This window comes from Streptacidiphilus sp. MAP12-20 (assembly GCF_041262525.1).
Lineage (GTDB): Bacteria > Actinomycetota > Actinomycetes > Streptomycetales > Streptomycetaceae > Streptacidiphilus.
Genome location: NZ_JBGCCK010000020.1, coordinates 96,075 through 115,039 on the forward strand (window position 1 = coordinate 96,075; position 18,965 = coordinate 115,039).

Annotated in this window: 19 protein-coding genes and 1 riboswitch; of the genes, 4 read left to right on the forward strand and 15 right to left on the reverse strand. The window is 71.8% G+C overall.

What is annotated here, in order from left to right; all coding sequences use genetic code 11:
- Positions 1-81 precede the first annotated feature (81 nt).
- Together ABIA32_RS25155 and ABIA32_RS25160 are read right to left on the reverse strand one after the other, a co-directional pair.
- Positions 82-768 (reverse strand): transglycosylase family protein, encoded by a 687-nt coding sequence (locus ABIA32_RS25155; protein WP_370099717.1) that lies wholly within the window; start codon positions 766-768, stop codon positions 82-84.
- A gap of 3 nt (positions 769-771) precedes the next feature.
- Positions 772-927, reverse strand: a riboswitch (cyclic di-AMP (ydaO/yuaA leader).
- A 255-nt stretch (positions 928-1,182) separates the two neighbouring features.
- Positions 1,183-2,085 (reverse strand): winged helix-turn-helix domain-containing protein, encoded by a 903-nt coding sequence (locus ABIA32_RS25160; RefSeq protein ID WP_370099720.1) that lies wholly within the window; start codon positions 2,083-2,085, stop codon positions 1,183-1,185.
- A 124-nt stretch (positions 2,086-2,209) separates the two neighbouring features.
- Between ABIA32_RS25160 and ABIA32_RS25165 the strand changes: the two genes are divergently transcribed.
- On the forward strand, positions 2,210-2,428 hold the full coding sequence (locus tag ABIA32_RS25165; protein ID WP_370099723.1) for a hypothetical protein: 219 nt from the start codon (positions 2,210-2,212) through the stop codon (positions 2,426-2,428).
- Positions 2,429-2,436: 8 nt separating this feature from the next.
- Here ABIA32_RS25165 and ABIA32_RS25170 read toward each other — a convergent pair whose 3' ends face one another.
- The gene (locus ABIA32_RS25170) at positions 2,437-3,663 is read right to left on the reverse strand and encodes a cytochrome P450 (RefSeq protein ID WP_370099725.1); all 1,227 of its coding nucleotides are present in this window, start codon (positions 3,661-3,663) and stop codon (positions 2,437-2,439) included.
- Between the two features lie 132 nt (positions 3,664-3,795).
- On the opposite strand from ABIA32_RS25170, the gene ABIA32_RS25175 reads away from it, so the two are divergent.
- Positions 3,796-4,590, forward strand: coding sequence for an SDR family oxidoreductase (locus ABIA32_RS25175; RefSeq protein ID WP_370099727.1), 795 nt, complete (start codon positions 3,796-3,798; stop codon positions 4,588-4,590).
- Between the two features lie 21 nt (positions 4,591-4,611).
- On the opposite strand, the gene ABIA32_RS25180 is transcribed toward ABIA32_RS25175, so the two are convergent.
- From ABIA32_RS25180 to ABIA32_RS25190, 3 genes are read right to left on the reverse strand one after another with little or no spacing between them, the layout of a single operon-like run.
- Positions 4,612-5,085: an N-acetyltransferase family protein gene (locus ABIA32_RS25180; protein WP_370099730.1), complete on the reverse strand. Its 474-nt coding sequence runs from the start codon at positions 5,083-5,085 to the stop codon at positions 4,612-4,614.
- Positions 5,086-5,094: 9 nt separating this feature from the next.
- The gene (locus tag ABIA32_RS25185; protein ID WP_370099733.1) at positions 5,095-5,820 is read right to left on the reverse strand and encodes a cache domain-containing protein; all 726 of its coding nucleotides are present in this window, start codon (positions 5,818-5,820) and stop codon (positions 5,095-5,097) included.
- Positions 5,802-6,560: a FadR/GntR family transcriptional regulator gene (locus tag ABIA32_RS25190; RefSeq protein WP_370099736.1), complete on the reverse strand. Its 759-nt coding sequence runs from the start codon at positions 6,558-6,560 to the stop codon at positions 5,802-5,804. Before ABIA32_RS25190 ends, ABIA32_RS25185 begins: the two co-directional genes overlap by 19 nt.
- A gap of 137 nt (positions 6,561-6,697) precedes the next feature.
- Between ABIA32_RS25190 and ABIA32_RS25195 the strand changes: the two genes are divergently transcribed.
- On the forward strand, positions 6,698-8,191 hold the full coding sequence (locus tag ABIA32_RS25195; RefSeq protein WP_370099738.1) for an amino acid permease: 1,494 nt from the start codon (positions 6,698-6,700) through the stop codon (positions 8,189-8,191).
- On the opposite strand, the gene ABIA32_RS25200 is transcribed toward ABIA32_RS25195, so the two are convergent.
- The 5 genes from ABIA32_RS25200 to ABIA32_RS25220 all read right to left on the reverse strand — a co-directional run bounded on the left by ABIA32_RS25200 (position 8,178) and on the right by ABIA32_RS25220 (position 12,611).
- The gene (locus tag ABIA32_RS25200; RefSeq protein WP_370099741.1) at positions 8,178-9,179 is read right to left on the reverse strand and encodes an LLM class F420-dependent oxidoreductase; all 1,002 of its coding nucleotides are present in this window, start codon (positions 9,177-9,179) and stop codon (positions 8,178-8,180) included. The genes ABIA32_RS25195 and ABIA32_RS25200 overlap by 14 nt on opposite strands.
- Before the next feature lie 104 nt (positions 9,180-9,283).
- Complete coding sequence (locus ABIA32_RS25205; protein WP_370099743.1) at positions 9,284-9,970, reverse strand: endonuclease V; 687 nt, start codon at positions 9,968-9,970, stop codon at positions 9,284-9,286.
- Complete coding sequence (locus ABIA32_RS25210; protein WP_370099746.1) at positions 9,970-11,013, reverse strand: MazG family protein; 1,044 nt, start codon at positions 11,011-11,013, stop codon at positions 9,970-9,972. The genes ABIA32_RS25205 and ABIA32_RS25210 overlap by 1 nt, the downstream gene beginning before the upstream one ends.
- A gap of 26 nt (positions 11,014-11,039) precedes the next feature.
- Positions 11,040-11,687, reverse strand: coding sequence for a SurA N-terminal domain-containing protein (locus ABIA32_RS25215; RefSeq protein WP_370099749.1), 648 nt, complete (start codon positions 11,685-11,687; stop codon positions 11,040-11,042).
- A gap of 150 nt (positions 11,688-11,837) precedes the next feature.
- Positions 11,838-12,611: an alpha/beta fold hydrolase gene (locus ABIA32_RS25220; protein WP_370099752.1), complete on the reverse strand. Its 774-nt coding sequence runs from the start codon at positions 12,609-12,611 to the stop codon at positions 11,838-11,840.
- Between the two features lie 86 nt (positions 12,612-12,697).
- Here ABIA32_RS25220 and ABIA32_RS25225 point away from each other — a divergent pair, with 86 nt between their 5' ends.
- Positions 12,698-13,228, forward strand: coding sequence for a PadR family transcriptional regulator (locus ABIA32_RS25225; protein ID WP_370099754.1), 531 nt, complete (start codon positions 12,698-12,700; stop codon positions 13,226-13,228).
- Positions 13,229-13,292: 64 nt separating this feature from the next.
- Here ABIA32_RS25225 and ABIA32_RS25230 read toward each other — a convergent pair whose 3' ends face one another.
- The 4 genes from ABIA32_RS25230 to ABIA32_RS25245 all read right to left on the reverse strand — a co-directional run bounded on the left by ABIA32_RS25230 (position 13,293) and on the right by ABIA32_RS25245 (position 18,787).
- Positions 13,293-14,201, reverse strand: coding sequence for a hypothetical protein (locus tag ABIA32_RS25230; RefSeq protein ID WP_370099757.1), 909 nt, complete (start codon positions 14,199-14,201; stop codon positions 13,293-13,295).
- Positions 14,202-14,481: 280 nt separating this feature from the next.
- On the reverse strand, positions 14,482-15,972 hold the full coding sequence (locus ABIA32_RS25235) for a protein kinase (protein WP_370099760.1): 1,491 nt from the start codon (positions 15,970-15,972) through the stop codon (positions 14,482-14,484).
- Entirely contained in the window at positions 15,969-16,505 is a 537-nt protein-coding gene (locus ABIA32_RS25240) for a hypothetical protein (protein WP_370099763.1), read from the reverse strand. Before ABIA32_RS25240 ends, ABIA32_RS25235 begins: the two co-directional genes overlap by 4 nt.
- Positions 16,506-16,651: 146 nt before the next feature.
- Positions 16,652-18,787: an N-6 DNA methylase gene (locus ABIA32_RS25245; protein ID WP_370099766.1), complete on the reverse strand. Its 2,136-nt coding sequence runs from the start codon at positions 18,785-18,787 to the stop codon at positions 16,652-16,654.
- Positions 18,788-18,965: the final 178 nt, after the last annotated feature.

Here is an 18,965-nt window from a genome sequence, read left to right on the forward strand (position 1 = left end):
TGACGGACTTCTGGCGAAAACGGCAGGAAGCCCCTACCGACGGGTAGGGGCTTCTCGCTCATGGCCGTTCGAACTTCGCGACTACTTCACGACGAGCTTCTCACCGACGTAGATCAGATTCGGGTTACCCCCAATGGTGGAGCGGTTCTCCGCGTACAGCTTGTGCCAGCCGCCCGCCACGTCGTGGCTCGCGGCGATGCCGGAGAGGGTGTCGCCCGCCTTGACGGTGTAGTTGCCGGTCGTGGACGGACCGCGCTGCGCCGGAGCGCTCTGGTGCTGCGGCGCGGCGTGCTTGGGCGCCTTCTGCTTCGGCGCGGCCTGCCGGGTGTGCGACGTGCCGGAGGAGCCGGACTTGGTGGAAGTGTCCACGGAGGCGGGCGCACCGCCGGCGCTCAGACCGGCTTGCGCCCCGCAGACCGGCCACGCGCCGGGGCCTTGACCGGCCAGCACCTTCTCGGCGATCGAGATCTGCTGACCCTTGCTCGCCTGGTCGGCGGTCGAGGCGTACGCGCCGCCGCCGTAGGCACGCCAGGTGCCGGCGGAGAACTGCAGCCCGCCGTAATAGCCGTTGCCGGTGTTGATCGACCAGTCCCCGCCACTCTCGCACTGGGCGACCTTGTCCCAGGTGGAGACGGACGCGGCGCTCGCGCTGCTCGCTCCGACGAACGGCAGGGCGACGGCCGCGCCGGCGACGCCGGTGGTGGCGACGAGCGCCTTGGCCTTGTTGACACGGATACGACGATGACGACCGGTACCGGAAAGGAGCATGAAGGATTCCCTCTGCGACGCCTGCGAGGTGAGCTGTCGGGTTCGGGCCGTAGAGGCTGGCCCGGACGCTCACGCGTCTTCACCCCAAGCCGTCCGCGCATCCGCGTGAACGGCGACTTCCTGGGTCCCCCGCTCCTGTCCGTTCGTCAACTCGTCGTCGCCGCCTCGCGGTGGACAGGACTCGGCGTCCCGCGAGGCGGTGTCCGCTTACGCGAACTGCCTGGAGGCTAGGCAGATCGTCAGATGATTCACAAACCCCGACACGCGGCACGACACCCGCCCGAGGCGCGTCTGCATCGGGCCTGACCTGGCCTTCTTCGAGGGCGGCAGACACCGTCCAGCTACTGATGTGACGTCCGTTACCTGCGCGTTATCCGACGGCCGCGCCCCGACCCGTGCGACACTGACCGACCGTCAAACGCCCTGGGCCCGATCCAGAGTGACGCCGACGGCGTAAGGGCTCGCTTTGGTCCACCAGGATTCGAAGAATTCGCCGGCCGCGTCGACGTAGGCCGAGTCCACGTGGTTCGCCAGGGCGTGGCGGCGGCGGACGAACAGACGGCTGCTCAGTCCGGCCAGGTCGTCCAGGATCTCCCGGTGGCCGCCGACGTCGACCGACCTCTCGATCAGCTGGTACCGGCCCTCCAGCACCTCGTCCTCGTTGAGCACGTAGAGCTTGGACATCGGGGGGAAGGGGATGGTCCTCACTTCGATCCCGGGCTCGGCGGTGACCAGTTGGTAGGTCTGCAGCGAGTAGGCCGCCGTGCGGAGCGAGGTCACCTGGTCATGCGCGACACGGCGGAGCCGTTCGAGCGGACGCAGGTCGTCCGGGTCGCCGAGTACCCGTGGGAAGGTCGGCAGTGCTGTGAAGTCGCAAAAGAGCAAACGGATCCGGAACTCGGTCAACACCGGCTCGCGACGCGCCCGCAGGCCGATCAACTGACGCTGGAGCGCCGTCACGAAGGACTCGGCGGTCACGCAGAGCACGTCGACGTGGAGCCGGCCGGTGCGCAGCGCCCCGCCGAGGTGGCGGTCGAGTATGTCCACCGCGCCCTCCGCCCATGGCTCGGCTGCCGCACCCCCGTCCGGGCCGAAGTCTGCCGGCCGGGAGCGGACGCCGGTCAGCACGGCGCGCTTGCCCGGGCGGGTCAGGAGAAGGCCGTCCCGTGCCAGCGCGGTGAGCGCCTTGTGCACCGTGACCCGGGAGACGTCCAACTGGACGGCCAGCGCCTCCGCTGAGGGGAGCGACTCGCCCGGCTGCCACTCGCCTGCGGCGATCCGCTGCGCGAGTCGCTCCCGTACACCTTTCGAGGCCATCGCAAACCCCCTCGTCTGCAGCCTACGCCCCTTGCGGGAACCGGAACCTGTCTAGTCGTCAGATTTACAGGTTACCCATCCCGCTGTCCTGGAAATCATCCTGACAACATAAGGAGGTGGACAGTTGGACCTCAGGGAGAAGCTGTTCGACTGGCTGTTAAGTCTGCTCTTCCAGAACACCGGCGTCGAGACGTCGCTGATCCTCGTCGGGCTGGTCCTGCTCCTCGCTCCGCGCGAGCGCGAGCGACGCTCTCCGGTCGGCGTGATCCTGGCGATCGGCATGGTGATGGTCTTCGGCGGGCACCTGGTGCTCCGCATCACGATCCCCGGCCGGCAGGCATAGGGCCTGTCTCAGAACTCGACCGGCAACTGCCGCAACCCCCGCATGATGAGGCCGCCGCGCCAGCGCAAGTCCGCTGGGTCGGCGGCCAACGTGATCTCCGGGAGCCTGCGCAGCAGGGCGCCGATGGCGTACTGGGCCTCCATCCGGGCCAGCGGCGCGCCGATGCAGTAGTGGATGCCCAGGCCGAAGGCGATGTGCGGGTTGTCGCGACGGGCGAGGTCGAGTACGTCCGGCGCGTCGAAGCGCTCGGGGTCGCGGTCGGCGGCCGCGAGCACCACCAGTACCGGGTCGCCGATGTTGATCTGCTGCCCGCCGAGGGTGAGCGGCTCGGTGGCGAAGCGCCAGGTCGCGATCTCGACCGGGCCGTCGTAGCGCAGCAGTTCCTCGACGGCGGACGCGAGCAGCTCGGTCTCGCCACGGTCGAGCGAGGCTTGGAGCGGGGCGCGCTGCTCGGGATGGGTCAGCAGCGCGTACATGCCGTTGCCGATCAGGTTGACCGTGGTCTCGAAGCCGGCGAAAAGGAGGATGAAGGCCATCGCGGCGGCCTCGTTCTCGGTGAGGTGCTCGCCGTGGTCGCTGGCCCGGATCAGGCCGGAGATCAGGTCGTCGCCGAGGTCGGCGCGCTTGCGGTGGATCAGCTCGGCGAGGTAGCCGCGCATCTTCTTCACCGCCCGGCCGACGCCGCCGCGCGGCGACTGGCCATGGTGGATCATCATTCCGGCCCAGTCGCGGAAGTCGTCCTGATCCTCGGGCGGGACGCCGAGCAGGTCGCAGATCGCGTAGATGGGCAGCGGGAAGGCGAACTCGTGGATCAGGTCCGCGTGGCCGCGCTCCGCGAAGCCGTCGATCAGCCGGTCGGTGATCTCGCGCACCCGCGGCTCGAAGGCGGCGACACGACGCGGTGTGAACGCCTTGGCGACGAGGCGGCGCAGCCGGGTGTGGTCCGGCGGGTCGATGTTCAGCAGGTGCGTCATCAGGTCGGCGCTCCGCTCCCCGGGGATGCCGACGCGCCCGCTACGGTGCGCCTGCGCGCTGTGACGGGCGGGGTTCTTGCTCAGCCGACCGTCCGCCAGCGCCTGCCGGGCGTCGTCGTGGCGCGTGACCAACCAGGCGTCCACCCCGCTGGGCAGCGTTTTCCAGTGCACGGGTGCGTGCTCGCGCAGCCAGGCATAGGCCGGGTAAGGATTCGCTGCGAAATCGAAGGTGAAGAGCTGAGGCGGGAGCGACGGGTGCACGCCTCGACGTTAACCGTTCGGAAAGGTGGGCAGAGACACACTGTCGTACCCACCGGTAGTGAGCTTACGATCGCCCGCAGCGATCGGGCCGTGCGGGGGTCCGGGCTGCCGAGCGGAAACAGGGGTGCGGGCATGGAGCTGAAGGGTGCTGTCGTCGTCGTCACGGGCGCGGCCGGAGGAATCGGTGCGGCGCTGGCGCGGCGCTTCGCGGCAGAGGGCGCGCGCGGTCTGCTGCTGGCCGACCTGGACGGGTCGAGGGTCGAGGACCTGGCGCTGGAACTGGACCGGGCGGGCTGCCACACGGTCGGCGTGGCGAGCGACGTCGGCCGCGAGAGCGACGTCCGCGCGCTGGTCGACACGGCGGAGAAGCACCTGGGTCCGGTGGACCTGTTCTGCAGCAACGCCGGGATCGGCAGCGGTGCGGGGATCGAGGCGTCCAACGAGCGGTGGCAGGCCAACTGGGACATCAACGTGATGGCCCACGTCTACGCGGCGCGTGCCGTCCTGCCAGGAATGCTGCGGCGCGGGCGCGGCTACCTGCTCAACACCGCGTCTGCGGCGGGCCTGCTGCAGATGCCGGGCGACGCGGCGTACACGGCGACGAAGCATGCAGCGGTCGCCTTCGCGGAGTGGCTCTCGGTGGCCTACGGCGAGCAGGGCATCCGCGTCAGCGCGCTGTGCCCGCAGGGCGTACGGACCGCGATGACGGCCAACGAGGACGTCCGCGCGGTCCTGACGGCCTTCGGCCGGCTGCTGGAACCTGAGGACGTCGCGGACTCCGTCGTCCGCGGGCTGGCGGCGGAACAGTTCCTGATCCTCCCGCACGAGGAGGTCGCGGCCTACGAACAGGGCCGCGTCGCGGACCGCGAGGCCTGGCTGGCCGGCATGCGCAAGGCTGTCACCCAGCTGCCGAAGCTCGGCGCGTAGCGCAGGCCCGCCGGACCTGCTTCACCCTGCGACGTCGGGTGTCCAGCGCAGGGTCATGTCCGGCAGCTTCTCCATGGTGTCGCTGCCGTCGCCGATGCGGACAGTCGTGAAACCGTGCCGTTCGTAGAAGGCGCGGGCATCGGTGTTCTGCTGAAAGACGTGCAGGGACAGGCCGTCAGGGCTGTGCCGCTTGACCTCGTCGAGGAGCAGCGTGCCGATGCCCTGGCGGCGCACGAGCGGCCGCAGGTAGAGATGGTCGAGCATGTCGGCCGCAAGGGCGGCGTAGCCGAGGAGCTCGGTGTCCTCCGCTGCCACCCAGACCCGGGAGCTCGTGAGCAGGACTTTCTCGACCCATGCGGTGACCTGCTCATGGCTGCGCCTCTGCGGCGGCAGATAGGGCATCGTCGCCGCCCTGGAGCTCATGTGGATGCTCGCGATCTCCGCGGCGTCCGCCGCCTCCGCGCGCCGGATCTTCGGCCTGCTGTCTTCACTCACGCCAGGAATCTAGCGCCCCGGCTGGATCATCACCATGCGGAGCGGGATGTCGCCGCAGGGGTAGGTGGTGGCCGGCGTGAGGTCGCGGGCCAGGTCGCCGGGGAGGCGGCTGGCGGTGGTGGAGGCCACGACGCGGCCGCGGGGGTTGACCAGGAAGGCCGGATGGGCGAGCGCCCGGAGCGCGGGTACGGCCACGGCCTCGAAGTGGCGGAGGTAGACATCCGCCGCCGCGACGCCCGCGAACGATCCGTCAGGGCCGTGAACCGGCGCGGCAAGCGTCAGGCTGTACTCGTCCGTACACAGGTAGTCGACGTACGGCCCGGAGATCGCCCGTTGCCCGGTGTCGCGAGGCAGCGCGTACCAGTCCCAGTGGGTGTAGTCGCTGTACGCCGAGGTCGCCGGGTCGAGGTCCAGCAGCAGTGGCTGCACCCGCGCGTCGGCCCGCAGCTGCCACCACTCCAGCCAGGCCGGCACATCCGTCAGCAGGCCCGGTGCGGCCACGAAGCCGACACCCACGACCAGCCCGCCCAACTCGCTGCGCAGCCCCGGCTGAAGGCGCGCCAGCTGCGAGGTCGTCGGCTCGGGGACGGCATCCAGCAGAGAAGTGACCGACCGCCGCGTCCGTTCGACCACCGCGAAGACCGTCTCCAGCAGCCCACCGATCGCGTCGGCGACGCCTGCGACCGGGGCGATGTCGTCCGCACGGGCGTCGCTGCTCACGCCTGTTGCTGCCATGGGCCGTCCAGTCGCCGTTCGATGAGGCAGTGCAGCGCGAAGTGCACGTGCTGCTCGGCGAGGGTGCGCGCCTGCTCCCCGTCCCCGGACGCCAGGGCGTCCAGAAGCGCGCGGTGCTGGGCGTCCGCCTCGCGGTGGGCCTCGGGTTGGTTGAACGCGAGACAGAGTAGCGGGCCGATCTCCGTCTGAAAACGGATCTCCTCGCGCGTCAGTCGCGCGGACTGCGCGGCCGCCGCGATCTCCACGTGGAACCGTCCGTCGATCCGGCCCCGGGCGGCCGGATCCTCCGCGGCGGCGAAGTCGAGCAGCGAGCGACGCGGGGTCTCCAGGTCCGGCCCGTCCGCGCGCTCGGCCGCGAGGCGGGCCGTGCCGCCCGCGAGCGCGGCCCAGTGGTCGGCGAGGTCGCGCAGCTCCTCCGTCGTGTGCGCGAGCAGCCGCGCGCGCAGGCGGTCGCCGAGGGTGTCCGCGGGGGCGCAGACGAAGGTGCCGCCGCCACGGCCGCGACGGGTCGTCACCAGGCCCTGATGCCGCAGCACGACGAGCGCCTCGCGCAAGGTCACGGTGGCGACGCCGAGCTGCGCCGAGAGCTCGCTCTCCCCCGGCAGTTGCTCGCCGTCACCGAGCAGGCCGAGCGTGATGGCGTCGCCGAGGCGCCGGACCACCGCGTCGACGCGGGGCTCGGCCGCGAGGGAGGCGAAGACCGCACGGCGGGCGGCACTCGACAGCGGCAGCGGCTTCACGGGGTCATCCCATCACATGCGATCACGAATCGAACTCATAGCGATCGACCCATTGCCATATGACCTATGGATTCATATGTTTTGCCGAACACACGGGCGCTTCGCGCGGCCACAGCTCCCCCGAAAGGTTCCCGTCCATGAGTGACGTCGTGTCACAGGACCAGGACGCCGCGGACGCCGCGCAACTCGCGGCGCTCGGCTACAAGCCCAGACTCACCCGGGCACTCGGCCTCTGGTCCAACTTCGCCGTCGGCTTCACGTACCTCTCCCCGCTGGTCGGCGTCTATTCGGTCTTCGACTACGGCCTGGCCACCGGCGGTCCTGCCTTCTTCTGGACCATCCCGGTCGTACTGCTCGGACAGGGCCTGGTGCTGCTGACCTTCGCCGAGGTCGCCTCGCAGTACCCGCTGGCCGGCGGCATCTACCAGTGGGCCAAGCGCCTGGTCGGCCCGCGGTACGCCTGGCTCTCCGGCTGGATGTACACCTGGGCGCTGCTGGTGACGATCGCCTCGGTCGCCTACCCGATCGCCACCTACGCGGGGCCGCTCTTGGGCTACCAGGTCAACCACTGGAGCACGGTGATCACCTGTGTGGTCGTCATCCTGCTCTCCGCCGTGGTCAACCTGCTCGGTGTCCGGCGGCTCGCCTTCGTCGCCAACATCGGGGTCTTCGCGGAGGTCGTGGGCACTCTGGTGCTCGGCGGCTACCTGCTCTTCTTCCACCACAAGCAGCCGGTCAGCGTCGTCGTGCACACCTTCGGCGCGGGCGGCAGCGGCGGCTACCTGGGCGCTTTCCTCGCCTCCTGCCTCTTCGCGGTGTGGATCTTCTACGGCTTCGAGGCCTGCGGCGACATCGCCGAGGAGGTCAAGGACCCCTCCCGCAAGGTCCCGCGCGCGATGGGCATGACGCTGGGCGTCGGCGCGGTCGCGACGGTCGTCCTGACGTTGGGCCTGGTCCTGGCCGTGCCGGACTTCGGCGCGGTGATCAGCGGCAAGTCCGCGGACCCGCTGGGCGACGTGCTCTCGGCCTCGCTGGGCACCGTCGGCAGCAAGTTCGCGCTGGCGATGATCGTGATCGGCTTCGTCTCCTGCACGCTGGCCATCCAGGCCGCGGCCACCCGGCTCGTCTACTCCTTCGCCCGCGACGGCATGATCGTCGGTTCGCGGTGGCTCTCCAAGCTGCACCCGACCTTCCACATGCCCCCGGCCGCCACCGCCGTCACCGCGGTGATCCCCGCCGCCTTCGCCTTTCTGCCGTCGGCGACGATCACCCGCATCATCACCTTCTCCGTCGTCGGCATCTACGTCGGTTTCCAGTCGGTGGTACTGGCCTCGATCATCGGCCGTTCACGCGGCTGGAAGCCGGCCGGCGTGTTCACACTCGGCCGCTGGGGCTGGGCTGTGAACATCGCCGGACTCGCCTATGGCGTGACCGCGATCGTGGTGCTGTCGATCAAGACACCGCCGAACGGCACCGGCTTCTTCGACCGCTGGCTGGTGCCGATCTCGGTGGGCATCGTGGCCGCCCTCGGCGTGATCTACCTGCTGGTCCTCCGACCCAAGGAGCAGATCGCCGAGGACGACAGGTCCGAGATCCCGGCCGAGGCCACTGCCGTGCTCACGAAGGGCTGACGGACTTGATCGCCGCGGCCAGGGCCTCCGCGCCCTGGCCCGGCGTGGGCAGCAGCGCCGGGACCGGCACGGTCACGCCGTTCTCGACGTAGGCGCCCAGCTGCTCACGGCAGCTCTCGGGCGCGCCGTGCACGATCAGCGCGTCCACCACTTCGTCCGGCACCGACGCGGCCGCCGCCTTCCGGTCACCGGCCGCCCAGTTCTCCCACAGCGGCTTCAGCTGCTCCTCCCGGCCCAGCCAGCGGTGGAACTCGGCGTAGGCGGGAACCGTCAGGTACGCCGCGATGAGCCGCCGTCCCAACGCGCGGGCGTAGTCCGCGTCCTCTGTCGGGCAGACGAAGATCCGGGCGACCACCTGCTTGCCGTGGTCCGGCCCCGCCGCGGCGTCGAACTCCGCCCGCGCGGTGCGCACGTCCTGCGCGGAGAGCCAGTTGAGGATGGTGCCGTCCGCCTCGCGGGCGGCGAGCCGCAGCATCCCCGGGCGCAGCGCGGCCAGCAGCACCGGCGGGGTGTGCGCGGGGACGCGGTCCAGCCGGAAGCGCCGGACCGAGAAGGTCGTGAACTCTTCCGTCACCGCCTCACCCGTGAACGCGGCTTTCAGGAAGCGCAGGACGTCGCGGCTGCGCTGGAACGGCTGCTCGAAGGGGATGGCGTTCCAGTCCTGCACGATGACGGGCGACGAGGCACCGATCCCGAGCGTGAACCGCCCCGGCGCGGCCTCAGCGAGCGCGGCGGCCTGCATGGCCAGCAGCGCGGGACCGCGCGTGTGCACGGGCACGATCGCGGTGCCCAGTTGCAGCTGCGGCGCCCAGACCGAGGCGAGAGCGAGCGGCGTGAACGCGTCGGCTCCGGCGGTCTCCATCGACCAGAGATCGGTGAAGCCGAGATCGGGAAGCGACTCCACGAGCGCGCGCTGGCCGGCCAGCGGGATGCCGTCGAGGGGGAAGGTGAGGCCCCAGCGTGAGGGGGCGGTGGGGGTGGCGGTCATGGGGCGATGCCACCACGTCTGCGACCTGCGGACAAGAGGGGGAGGCGTGTCGGCGGGCACCAGTCGCCCATCAGCGGGCGTCCTCTCCGGATCCTGGCAGCGACTTACACCGCGCCCAGCACCGAACGGCAGAGGCGGTCGGCCAGACGCGTGGTCTCCGGCAGGCGGTAGCGCGACGCGGCGTTCAGTACCACCTCGGTCGCGTCGTCCAGATCGATCAGGTGGCCCACCGAGACCGTGACCGGGCGAACCCCCGTCTGCGTGCGCAGTACCCGGGCGACGATCTCGTCCCCGTCCCGGACGTCCGAGGTCGCGCCGCGCTCGGAGCCGGGCTCGTCCCACTCCCCCAGCAGCGGCGTCTTGGCGACGCCGAGCGTCGGAACACCCGTCAGCACGCCGAGGTGGCAGGCCAGGCCGAAGCGGCGGGGGTGGGCCAGGCCCTGGCCGTCGCAGAGCAGGACGTCCGGGGCGATCATCAGCTGTTCCAGCGCCCGCAGCAGCACCGGCAGCTCACGGAAGGCGAACAAGCCCGGGACATAGGGAAACCCAGCCGTCCCGACCGACGTCGCCTGTTCCACCGGCTCCAGCGTCGCCGCGTCCAGCACCACAACGGCAGCCGCCACCGCGTCGTCCGCGCTGCCGTGCGCGCCGGCGTAGGCGACGTCGAGCCCGGCGATCAGCCGTGGCGTGCGGGGCAGCGGCACGGCGCGGACGAGGGGGCGCAGCTGTTCCTGGACCGCCAAGGCCTCGGCCTCCGTCGTCGGCCAGGCGTGCGTGCGCTGAAATTCCATCAGGCGGACTCCGCCGATTCAGCACGTCGGATCGCGTCGCGGTAGGCGCGGGCGGCCTCGCGGAGCGCGGCCTCCGGGTCCGTCCCGGACGCCTGGGCCGCGACGGCCAGGCGGAGCAGCCGAGCGCCGATGTCCTCTCCGGAGGGAAGGGCCACCTCCACGCCCGCCTTCGCCGCGCGTGAGTACAGCTTCGCGGCCAGCGCGAGCGCCGGCTGGCCAAGCGGGACGCCGTCCACGGCGGAGTCACGCTGCTTCTCGGCCGCCTTGAGCTCGTCCCAGTTGACCTCGACCTGCTCCGGGGTCGCCGCGTCGACGTCACCGAAGACGTGCGGGTGACGGTACATCAGCTTGTCCACCAGATCGCCGACCACGTCGTCGATCGAGAAGGGCTCGGTCGGGTGCTCCTGGGCGATGCGGGAGTGGAAGAAGACCTGGAACAGGACATCGCCCAGCTCCTCGCGGAGCATGCCGCGGTCCTCCTCCTCGATCGCCTCCACCAGCTCGTATGCCTCCTCGACCAGGTACTTCACCAGCGAGGCATGGGTCTGCTCGGCGTCCCAGGGGCAGCCGCCGGGCGAGCGGAGCCGGTCCATCACGGCGACCAGGTCGAGCAGCCGCGCGCCGGGGATGTCGTATGAGCCGGGCAGAAGCTCCAGCTCGGGCACGACCGCGCCGGGGGTCTCCGCGCCCTCGACGGCGTAGCGGGCGAGCGAATCGGTGAGTCCCGGATCGCCGTCCGGGCCGACCAGCCAGACGACCAGCGACTCCCGTGCGGCCTCCGCGAGCGAGCGGGCGAGCGCGTAGGAGGGGACGTCGACGACCTCCACCGCGACGCCTGCCTGCGCCAGCGGGCCCAGCTGCGGATGCGCCGCGTCCCCGACGAGCACGCGGTCGGCCTCGTGGAGCGTCCGCCAGGCGGGCCAGGAGAGCAGGCCGGGCGCGACCCGGTGCGTGCTGCCCAGCAGCACGAGCCGTCCGGGGCTGCGGAGGTCCGCGGGGAGGTGCGCGGGAGTGTCGGCGGGGTCGGTCTCATTCTGTGCCACGCACTGAAACCTACCCCGCCCGACTGCTATCCCTGCTTGATCCACGGTTGCGCGGGCCCCGAAAGCTGCGGGTCGAAGGGTGTCCAGGAGCTTCCGTAGCGCGGGTTGATCTCGATGCCCTGCGCGGTGGCCGCCGTCGTGAGGATCTTCTTCAGTTCCTCCCCGGCCTGCGGCGAGGAGGCGGCGACGCCCGCCGCCTGCAACAGCGTGGACTCGCCGGCGCTCATGCGGAACCAGGCGTCCAGATCCCCCGGCGGCAGCCCCGCCTGCGCGACGAACTGGGCCTCCAGGGCTGTCCGACTGCCGAACTGTTTGACGAGGGAGGTCTCCCGCGCCGTGACATCGCTCCCCGCAACGGTCAGCCCCTTGGCGTCCAACGCACTCTGGACGACCTTTTCCATGATCAGGAACTGCAGCACGTGGTCCGGAATGCCGGACGAGTCCTGCCCGTAGACGGGCGCGGTGGTCCCCGTCTGCGGCTGCCCGTGCGGGGCCGCGACGTCGCGGAACGCGGTGACCTGGTTCTCCAGCTGAGCCACGCTGATCCGCTGGCCGTCGACCACCGCCGCGGCTCCGGTGTGCACAGTGCTGCCGCTCCCGCCCGAACAGGCCGAAAGGCCCGGCGCGGCGACCACGGCGAGCAACGCGAGCAGGACGGTGCGAGGGCGGTTCACGGTGCCTCCTGCGACTGACGGTCCGTCTGATTCCTGTGCCGACACTTGAGGTTCACGCATTCGGAGATCACCGTGCCATGCGCGCGCCCCGCGCACCAGAGGCCGACACGAAGACCACCGGGTTGCATCAGCCTGCCGGGCGGCGCGGAGTCAGTGTGCGCCGAGGGCGCGCGCCGTCAGCCTGGCAAAGACCTCAGGGTTGTCCAGCATGATGTTGTGACCGCAGTCCGGCACCGCGACGACGTCGACCCCCGCCGCGACCAGCGCCTTCTCTCCCTCCAGCGGTCCGTCGACGGCTGGACGAAGAAAGGTCCGGGGCAGGCTGAGGCTGAGCAGTTGCTCGCGCATGACCGGCACGCTGCCCCGCGCGAGGTGCGCCGCACTCCGGTACAGCGCTTCCCGACCGGCGAGGCGCATCGTCGACCACCAGTGCGGCCCCACGCGCTCGCGCACCTCCCGCCAACCGGAGCGGAGGAACTCCTCCTCGCTGTAGCTCGCGATCCCGCTGCTTCCGACCCGCACAGGAGTCGGTTCGATCGCGTCGAGGTTGGCGTCGACCAGGACCAGGCGGCCGACCAGCTCGGGGTGACGGGTGGCGAGCACGATGGCGACGGCGCCGCCCATGCTGTGGGCGACCACGTCAGCGGCCTCGACCCCGGCGGCGCGGAGCGCGGCGGCCAGGGCGTCCGCGTGGTCCTCCAGCGTGTAGCCGAAGTCGACGGGACGGTCACTGAGACCAAAGCCCAGCAGGTCGACCAGGAGCGAGCGGTGCCCGGCCAGCGCAGGACTCGTCGCCACGGCCGCGAAGTACGGCGCGGCCGCAGCACCGAGCCCGTGCAGATAGACGCGGGCGGGCTCGTGTTCACCGGGGAGTTCGACCCAACGGATGCAGGAACCGTCGGCGGTGACCGGGGCGGCGTGCATGGCGTTCCTCTCTGCCTGGGACAGCTCGACAGCTGCAGCTTATACCTAGATGCCGATGTATATCGATGGTGAGGCAGAATGAGAGCATGCTGGAACTGGCGATCCTCGGATTCCTCTACGAGCAACCCCTGCACGGCTACGACCTCAAGCGCCGCGTCGCACATCTGACCGGTCACGTCCGGCCGATCGCTGACGGCACGCTCTACCCGGCGATCAAGCGCCTGGAGCGGTCCGGCTGGCTTGAGCGGCAGACCGAGCCGGGCAGCCGTGCCGCGCCGAGGCACATGCTGACGCTGACGTCGGCGGGGCGGGAGGAGTTGCTGCGCCGACTGCGCGAGGCGGGTGAGACGGACATCAGCGACGAGAACCGCTGGTTCACCGTGCTGGCCTTCCTGCGGCACCTGGCCGACTCGGTCGCGCAGGCGGAGGTGCTCCGCCGCCGCCAGGCATTCCTGACCCAACCGAGCAGCTTCTTCTACGAGGGCGCGCAGCCGCTCCGCGCGGAGGAGGCGGGTGACCCCTTCCGCGAGGGCATCCTGACAATCGCCCGCGCCACGAGCGAGGCGGAGTCACGCTGGCTCGACGCGACGCTGGCCCGGCTCGACGCCGAGGCGTGAGCCGCGCTGACCAGCCCCTGCCGGTCAGTCCCGGTCAGCGCCACTGAACCGGATGCGCTCCGGTTCAGTGGCGCTGGTGCTCGGGCTGAGGGTCGATGGCGTTCACCGCGCCTGCGGCGCTCTCCGCGGGCGTCTCGACCGGGGCCACCTCGCCGAACCGGGCGAGGGCGAGTGCGCCGGCCACCGCGACGGCGAAGCCGAGCAGGGCGAGCCAGAGCAGACCGGGGCGGGTGCGGTCGCCGAGCAGAATCACCCCGAGCAGCGCCGGCAGTGCGGTCTCGCCGAGCACCATCGCGGCGGTCGCGGTGGTCACCTTGCCGCCACGGACGCCCTCGGTCATGAAGACGAAGGCTACCGCCCCGCCGGCGAGCAGGGCGTAGGTGGCGGGGTCCTTCACCAGCGGCATCAGGTCCATGCCGTGGACGGCGGGCAGCAGGCGGACGGCGAGACCGACGACGCCGAAGCCGAGACCGCAGAGGGCGCCCATCACGGCCGCGCGGGCGGGCTCGGCGAGCCGCCAGGCGGCAGCGCCGCCGACGGCGATCACCACGATGGCACCGAGCAGGATCCAGTGCAGCGCGCTCCCCGGGTGCTTGTCCCCCTCCTTGCCGGCCGTCGCCCCGAGCAGGGCGAGTCCGACACAGACCCCCGCGACCCCGGCCCACTCGGCACGACCGAGGCGCAGCCGTAGCAGCGCGGCACCCGCCACCGCCGTCACGGCGAGCGCGCCCGCCAGGGCGGCCTGCACGACGTACAGCGGCAGCGAACGCAGCGCGACCAGCTGCGCGGCAAAGCCGAAGAGGTCCAGCACCAGGCCGCAGGCGAACGGGATATTCAGCATCGCCTTGGCCGTGCCGAGCAGCCCGGACCCCGGCTCGGCCGGGGAGTGTCGCTGCGCGCCGAGTGCCTGAAGCACCATCGCCGAGCCGAAACAGAGGGCGGCGAGCAGGGCCATGGCGAGTCCGAGAAGCATGCCTTGAGCCTAACCGCAGCGGAGGTGCCTGCGGGCCGCCCGCAGGGGTCGCAACCGGCCGCCCGTCACTCGGCGACGACGCGGCCGCGCATTCGACGGATCGGTTGACAGGTGGCGAGTGCGCAGCGGCCGGCTGGTGCGAACCGATCAGGGGCTTGGTGCGGCCGCTCTCCGGTGTCGGCCCCGGACGCCCGCCACTCGGCGACGACACAGCCGTGCCGAGGCAGCGACGCGTCAACGCTGTGAACCACACCTGGGCCTGGAGCGGCCGTCCGCCGGTTCACACCCGCGAGAGCGTGAAGCGGAGCTCCTCCGTGAAAGGGTGCCGGGGGCCGTGAACGCGTTCGGCATCGGGGAGCAGAGCGGCGAGCGCCTCACGCGCACCCGCACGGTCGCCCAGGGCCATCCGCATCTGCGCCTCACGGCGGCGGATGTCCAGCGACTGACGCGGGTCGACGCCCGCGTACGGGTTGTCGACGTAGGAGCGCAGGGACCGGTACTCCGCCAGCGCCTCGCCGAACTCGCCGAGCTGTTCCAGGCACTGCGCCGCCTCGTACCGGTACTGCAGCACCTGCTGGTCGGCCGGTCCCGACTCGCCTTCGCGCTCGTCCGCCAGGCGGCGCAGCTCCGGCAGGGCGCGCGTGTACTGCCCGACTCCGAGCAGCGTCCGCGCGTACTGCTTGCGCAGCATCCGCGCCACCGGCGAACCCTCGCCCTGCTCGGCCACGACGGCGGGCAGCAGGCCGCCGAGCACGTCGACGGCCTGCGTCGCCTGGCCCGCGTCGAGCAGCCGCTTGACCTGCTCCACAGCCTCCGCCAGGCCGGGCAGCGGCGGAGCGGTCGCAGCCACGGGTGTCGGCGCACCGCCCGGCTCGGGCCAGGGAGCGCACGGGCGCAGGAACGGACGCGTCGGATCGAACTGCGGGCTGGGCGCGCCCCGCGTCGGGAGCAGCGGGGCGAGCTCCCGATGGACCTCCTGTGCGCTCACCGGGCGCGCCTGCTGGTCCTTGGCGAGCAGCCGCAGTACCAGCGACTCCAGCGGCTGCGGCACCTCGGGACGCAGCCGACGCAACGGCTGCGGCTGCTCGTAGAGGTGTTGGTGCAGCACGCCGACGTCCGTCGGCGCGGTGAAAGGGACACTGCCGCTGAGCAGTTCGTGCAGCACGACGCCGAGCGCGTAGAGATCGGTGCGCGGGCCGACCGCGCCGCCCATCGCCTGCTCCGGAGCCATGTACGCGGGGCTGCCCACCGCTGCCCCGGTGCGGGTGAGCCGCGTGGTGTCGGCGCCGAGGACCGTGGCGATGCCGAGGTCGAGCACGGTGACGGCGCCGTCCGGACGGACGATCACGTTGCGGGGCTTGAGATCCCGGTGCACGACAGGGACGGCATGGACCGCACCGAGGATCGCGCAGAGCTGGGCCACGACGGCCACCGCCCAGGGCCACGGGTAAGGGTCGTGCTCGGCGAGGTGGTCGGCCAGGTCGGCGCCCTCGACGTACTGCATGACCAGGTACAGGTCGTCGCCGTCCGTTCCGGCGTCGTGGACCGTCACCAGACCGGGGTGGTCGATCCTGGCGGTGACCTGCGCCTCGCGCAGGAAGCGTCGGCGCAGCTCCTCGGTGCCCTCGCCGTGCAGGCGGTCGGGGCGCAACAGCTTGACCGCGACCGAGCGGCCGAGGCGTTCGTCGTAAGCCTTCCAGACCTGGCCCATGCCGCCCTGGCTGATGAGCGAGCCGATCGTGTACCGCTGCGCGATGGTCCGGCCGTTCAACGGCCCTCTTCCTTGCGGAGGTAGTCGCTGAGCTCGTCGAGCTCGGCGCGCACCTGCCCGAGCCGGTACGACTGCGCCGGCATCGGCGCAGCGGGCTGCGCGGGCGCCTGGGGCGGAACCCCGTACGCGGCCGGGCTGGGACCGGGGGCATAGCTCGGCTGCCACTGGGGCTGCGGGACGCGCGCCCGCCGGACGTCGGAGGCGATGTAGTACGCCGTCGCGGCGATCCCCTGCCCCAGCATCCCCAGCGACAGGAAGCTCACCAGCAGCCCGGGGTGCGTGCTGTCGTGCTGCCCGTACACAGCCACGCAGCCGACGACCGAGTAGGCCAACGCGCCCGCCGCGAGCCACAGATCGCGTCGCATCCGACTGCGGACCGCGAGTACCGCCAGCGGCACGCACGCGAGGATGCCCACCCCGCCGATCAGCACGATCGCGACGACGAGCCACACCAGCGCCCGCCCCACCGCCGCCCCGCGACGGGCGGGCGGCGCGGGGGCCACGGGAGCCACAGCGGGCGGCGGGCCATACATGTGCGCTCCTGGTGAACGGGCTGTTCGTCGACGCGTCGAGCCTAGCGACCCGCGACGACACCGCATGTTCGATTCCGCTGATCGCGCACCGCACGCCCCGTCCGACCATGCGCGTCGGACAGAACATGCGGCCCCTGCCGGAATGGTCAGGCCTCAGGCCGCAACGCGCCGTCGGTGAGCGCGTCGTGGAGGCCGCGCACGAGGTGGTCGCCGAGCCGTCCCGCCAGCCGCAGCGCCTCCTCGAAGGCGGCCAGCTCACGGAAGTGCGCGCCGTACCGGCGCTGTTCGGCCAGCGGAAGCCTCGGCAACTGCAGTCGCCGGACGTCGAGGCGCGCCGCTGTGGAGGCGTAACTGCTGGCCTGGCGGGCGTTGGCGCTGCCGCGCAGGAAGCCCGCGAGGAACCAGGGGTCCAGGGCTGCCGCCTCGGGACGCAGCAGCTGCAGGTTGCGGCCGAGCGCCGAGCCCGCCGTCCCGGCGTCGACGACTCGGGCGACGCTGCCGCCGCCGAGAACCGGCACGACCACGTCGCCCTCGCGCAGCAGCACCGCCTCCTCGCCGGGCTCGCCGCCGAGCAGGGCGGCCCCGCCGGATGGTTCGGTCCCGGCCAGCACGTCCTGGTCGGTGAGGACCCGGACCGAGGCGTCGACCGCGCCCGCCCCGCCGGCCCGCATCAGCAGTGCACCGGTGCGGGCGAGTTCGCCGACCGTGGAGGTGGTCCAGCGGACGGCCGGACCGCCCGCCGTCAGGGCCGACTCGGCCGGGGGCGGAGGCGGCGTGAGCTCCACCGTACGGCGCAGGGTTTCGCTCAGGCGGGCGCGCAGGGCGCCGAGTTCGGCCAGCCCGTCGGCGCCCGCGCCGGACGGCAGATGCCGCGCCGGGGCGAGGTCGACGTCGTCGTCGAGCAGTTCGAGCACGGGCACCACCCGACTGACCGGACCCGCGCCGGCCTCGGCCCCGGCGGGCGTTCGACGCTGCCCGCGCGCGAAGGGCTCCCATGCCGCCAGAACCGTGCTTCTGACGGACTGCCAGTCCAGCCCCTCGCCGCCGAAGACGGCTGGCATCGCGGAGATGTCGACGAGCAGCACCTCTGGCCCGCCCGGCGGAGTCGGCGCGCCGTCACCGCCCGGCTTGCGCAGCACCCAGAGGTGCAGCGGCACGCTCTGCGGCGGTGCCACCCCTGCGGGCAGCGCCACGATCGCGCGCAGCGCCCCGCGCCGCAGCAGTTCGGCGCGGATCCGCCGACCGGAGCGGCGGGAGGCGACGGCGGGTGGCAGCAGCAGCACCGCACCACCGCCGTCGCGGAGCCGAGCGAGCGCGTGTTGGACCCAGGCCAGCTCGGACTCGACACGCGGCGGCAGGCCGTACTCCCAGCGCGCGTCGTAGGAGAGTTCGTCGTAGCCCCAGTCCCGCTCGTTGAACGGCGGGTGGCAGAGCACGGCGTCGACGCGCAGCTCGGGGAAGGGGTCGGCCCGCAGGCTGTCCACGGCCGCGACGCGGACCGCGGCCTCGGATTCGAGGGCGAGCCGGAGGGCGGTCAGTGCCGCCTGGCCCGGATCGCTGTCGACGCCGTACAGCACGGTGGGGCGCGCGGGCGGCTGTGCCTCGGCGCGCAGCAGGCTGCCGGTGCCCACAGCGGGATCGAGCACCGTCGGCCCGGCGGCCGGCGTCGCACCCGGGTGAGTGGCCGGGCCCGCGAGCGTCGCCATCAGTTCGGCGAGTCCGGGCGGAGTGAGTGTGTACAGCCGTGGGTTGGCGTCGAGGTGACGGCCGAGGAGGAACTCGAATGTCTGCCGCGCGCCGAGATCGGCCGCGAGCTCGACGGCGGCCCGAAGCAGTGGCAGTGCCGGGCGGAGTTCACGGCTGCTCGGGGTGTGAACAGGGCGGTCTCGTCCGAGTCGCGAGTCCAGCGCGTGATCGAGGAGCGGCGGCAGCAGCTCGACGAGCTCTGCCTCCGGCCGGCCCTCCAGCCCCTGCCAGAGGTCCGGGTGGTCCCGCACCAGAAGCAGCACACTGCCGACTCTGGACAGAGCGGGGACGACCCCCTCCGATTGCGCGGCCAGTTGCTGCCAGACGCGTTCACGCAGCGAAAGACCGGCGAGTTTGCCCTGGCCGCGCAGCCACTCCTCGACGTCGGCCAAAGCGAAGGCGGGGCTCGTCTCAGTGCCGCCGATCGGCCTGGGGAAGTCGGCATGGCGTCGTCGCCAGTTGCTGACGGCCGCTCTGCCCACGCCCGCCAGGCGGGCGATCTCGGCGGCGGTGACTTCGGCTGTGTGCTCGGCCATCCGGTTGCTCCCCTTCCCGTGCCGGCCGCCCGGCCGCAGGGGCGGCCGGACCGTGCACACGAGCATACCCATGAGTGCAAGAGGTATCGGTTCACAGTGTGAACATAGGATTTTCTTGAGTCTGTGTTGACTCGGTTCACAGCATCATGGTTCTGTGTACTCATCAGCCCGGCACTCG

Excerpts from the sequence above, each read along its gene's own strand:
- ABIA32_RS25155 (WP_370099717.1), bottom strand. The coding sequence starts at position 768 with ATGCTCCTTTCCGGTACCGGTCGTCATCGTCGTATCCGTGTCAACAAG.
- ABIA32_RS25160 (WP_370099720.1), bottom strand. The coding sequence starts at position 2,085 with ATGGCCTCGAAAGGTGTACGGGAGCGACTCGCGCAGCGGATCGCCGCA.
- ABIA32_RS25175 (WP_370099727.1), top strand. The coding sequence starts at position 3,796 with ATGGAGCTGAAGGGTGCTGTCGTCGTCGTCACGGGCGCGGCCGGAGGA.
- ABIA32_RS25185 (WP_370099733.1), bottom strand. The coding sequence starts at position 5,820 with ATGGCAGCAACAGGCGTGAGCAGCGACGCCCGTGCGGACGACATCGCC.
- ABIA32_RS25195 (WP_370099738.1), top strand. The coding sequence starts at position 6,698 with ATGAGTGACGTCGTGTCACAGGACCAGGACGCCGCGGACGCCGCGCAA.
- ABIA32_RS25200 (WP_370099741.1), bottom strand. The coding sequence starts at position 9,179 with ATGACCGCCACCCCCACCGCCCCCTCACGCTGGGGCCTCACCTTCCCC.
- ABIA32_RS25205 (WP_370099743.1), bottom strand. The coding sequence starts at position 9,970 with ATGGAATTTCAGCGCACGCACGCCTGGCCGACGACGGAGGCCGAGGCC.
- ABIA32_RS25220 (WP_370099752.1), bottom strand. The coding sequence starts at position 12,611 with ATGCACGCCGCCCCGGTCACCGCCGACGGTTCCTGCATCCGTTGGGTC.
- ABIA32_RS25225 (WP_370099754.1), top strand. The coding sequence starts at position 12,698 with ATGCTGGAACTGGCGATCCTCGGATTCCTCTACGAGCAACCCCTGCAC.
- ABIA32_RS25230 (WP_370099757.1), bottom strand. The coding sequence starts at position 14,201 with ATGCTTCTCGGACTCGCCATGGCCCTGCTCGCCGCCCTCTGTTTCGGC.
- ABIA32_RS25240 (WP_370099763.1), bottom strand. The coding sequence starts at position 16,505 with ATGTATGGCCCGCCGCCCGCTGTGGCTCCCGTGGCCCCCGCGCCGCCC.
- ABIA32_RS25245 (WP_370099766.1), bottom strand. The coding sequence starts at position 18,787 with ATGGCCGAGCACACAGCCGAAGTCACCGCCGCCGAGATCGCCCGCCTG.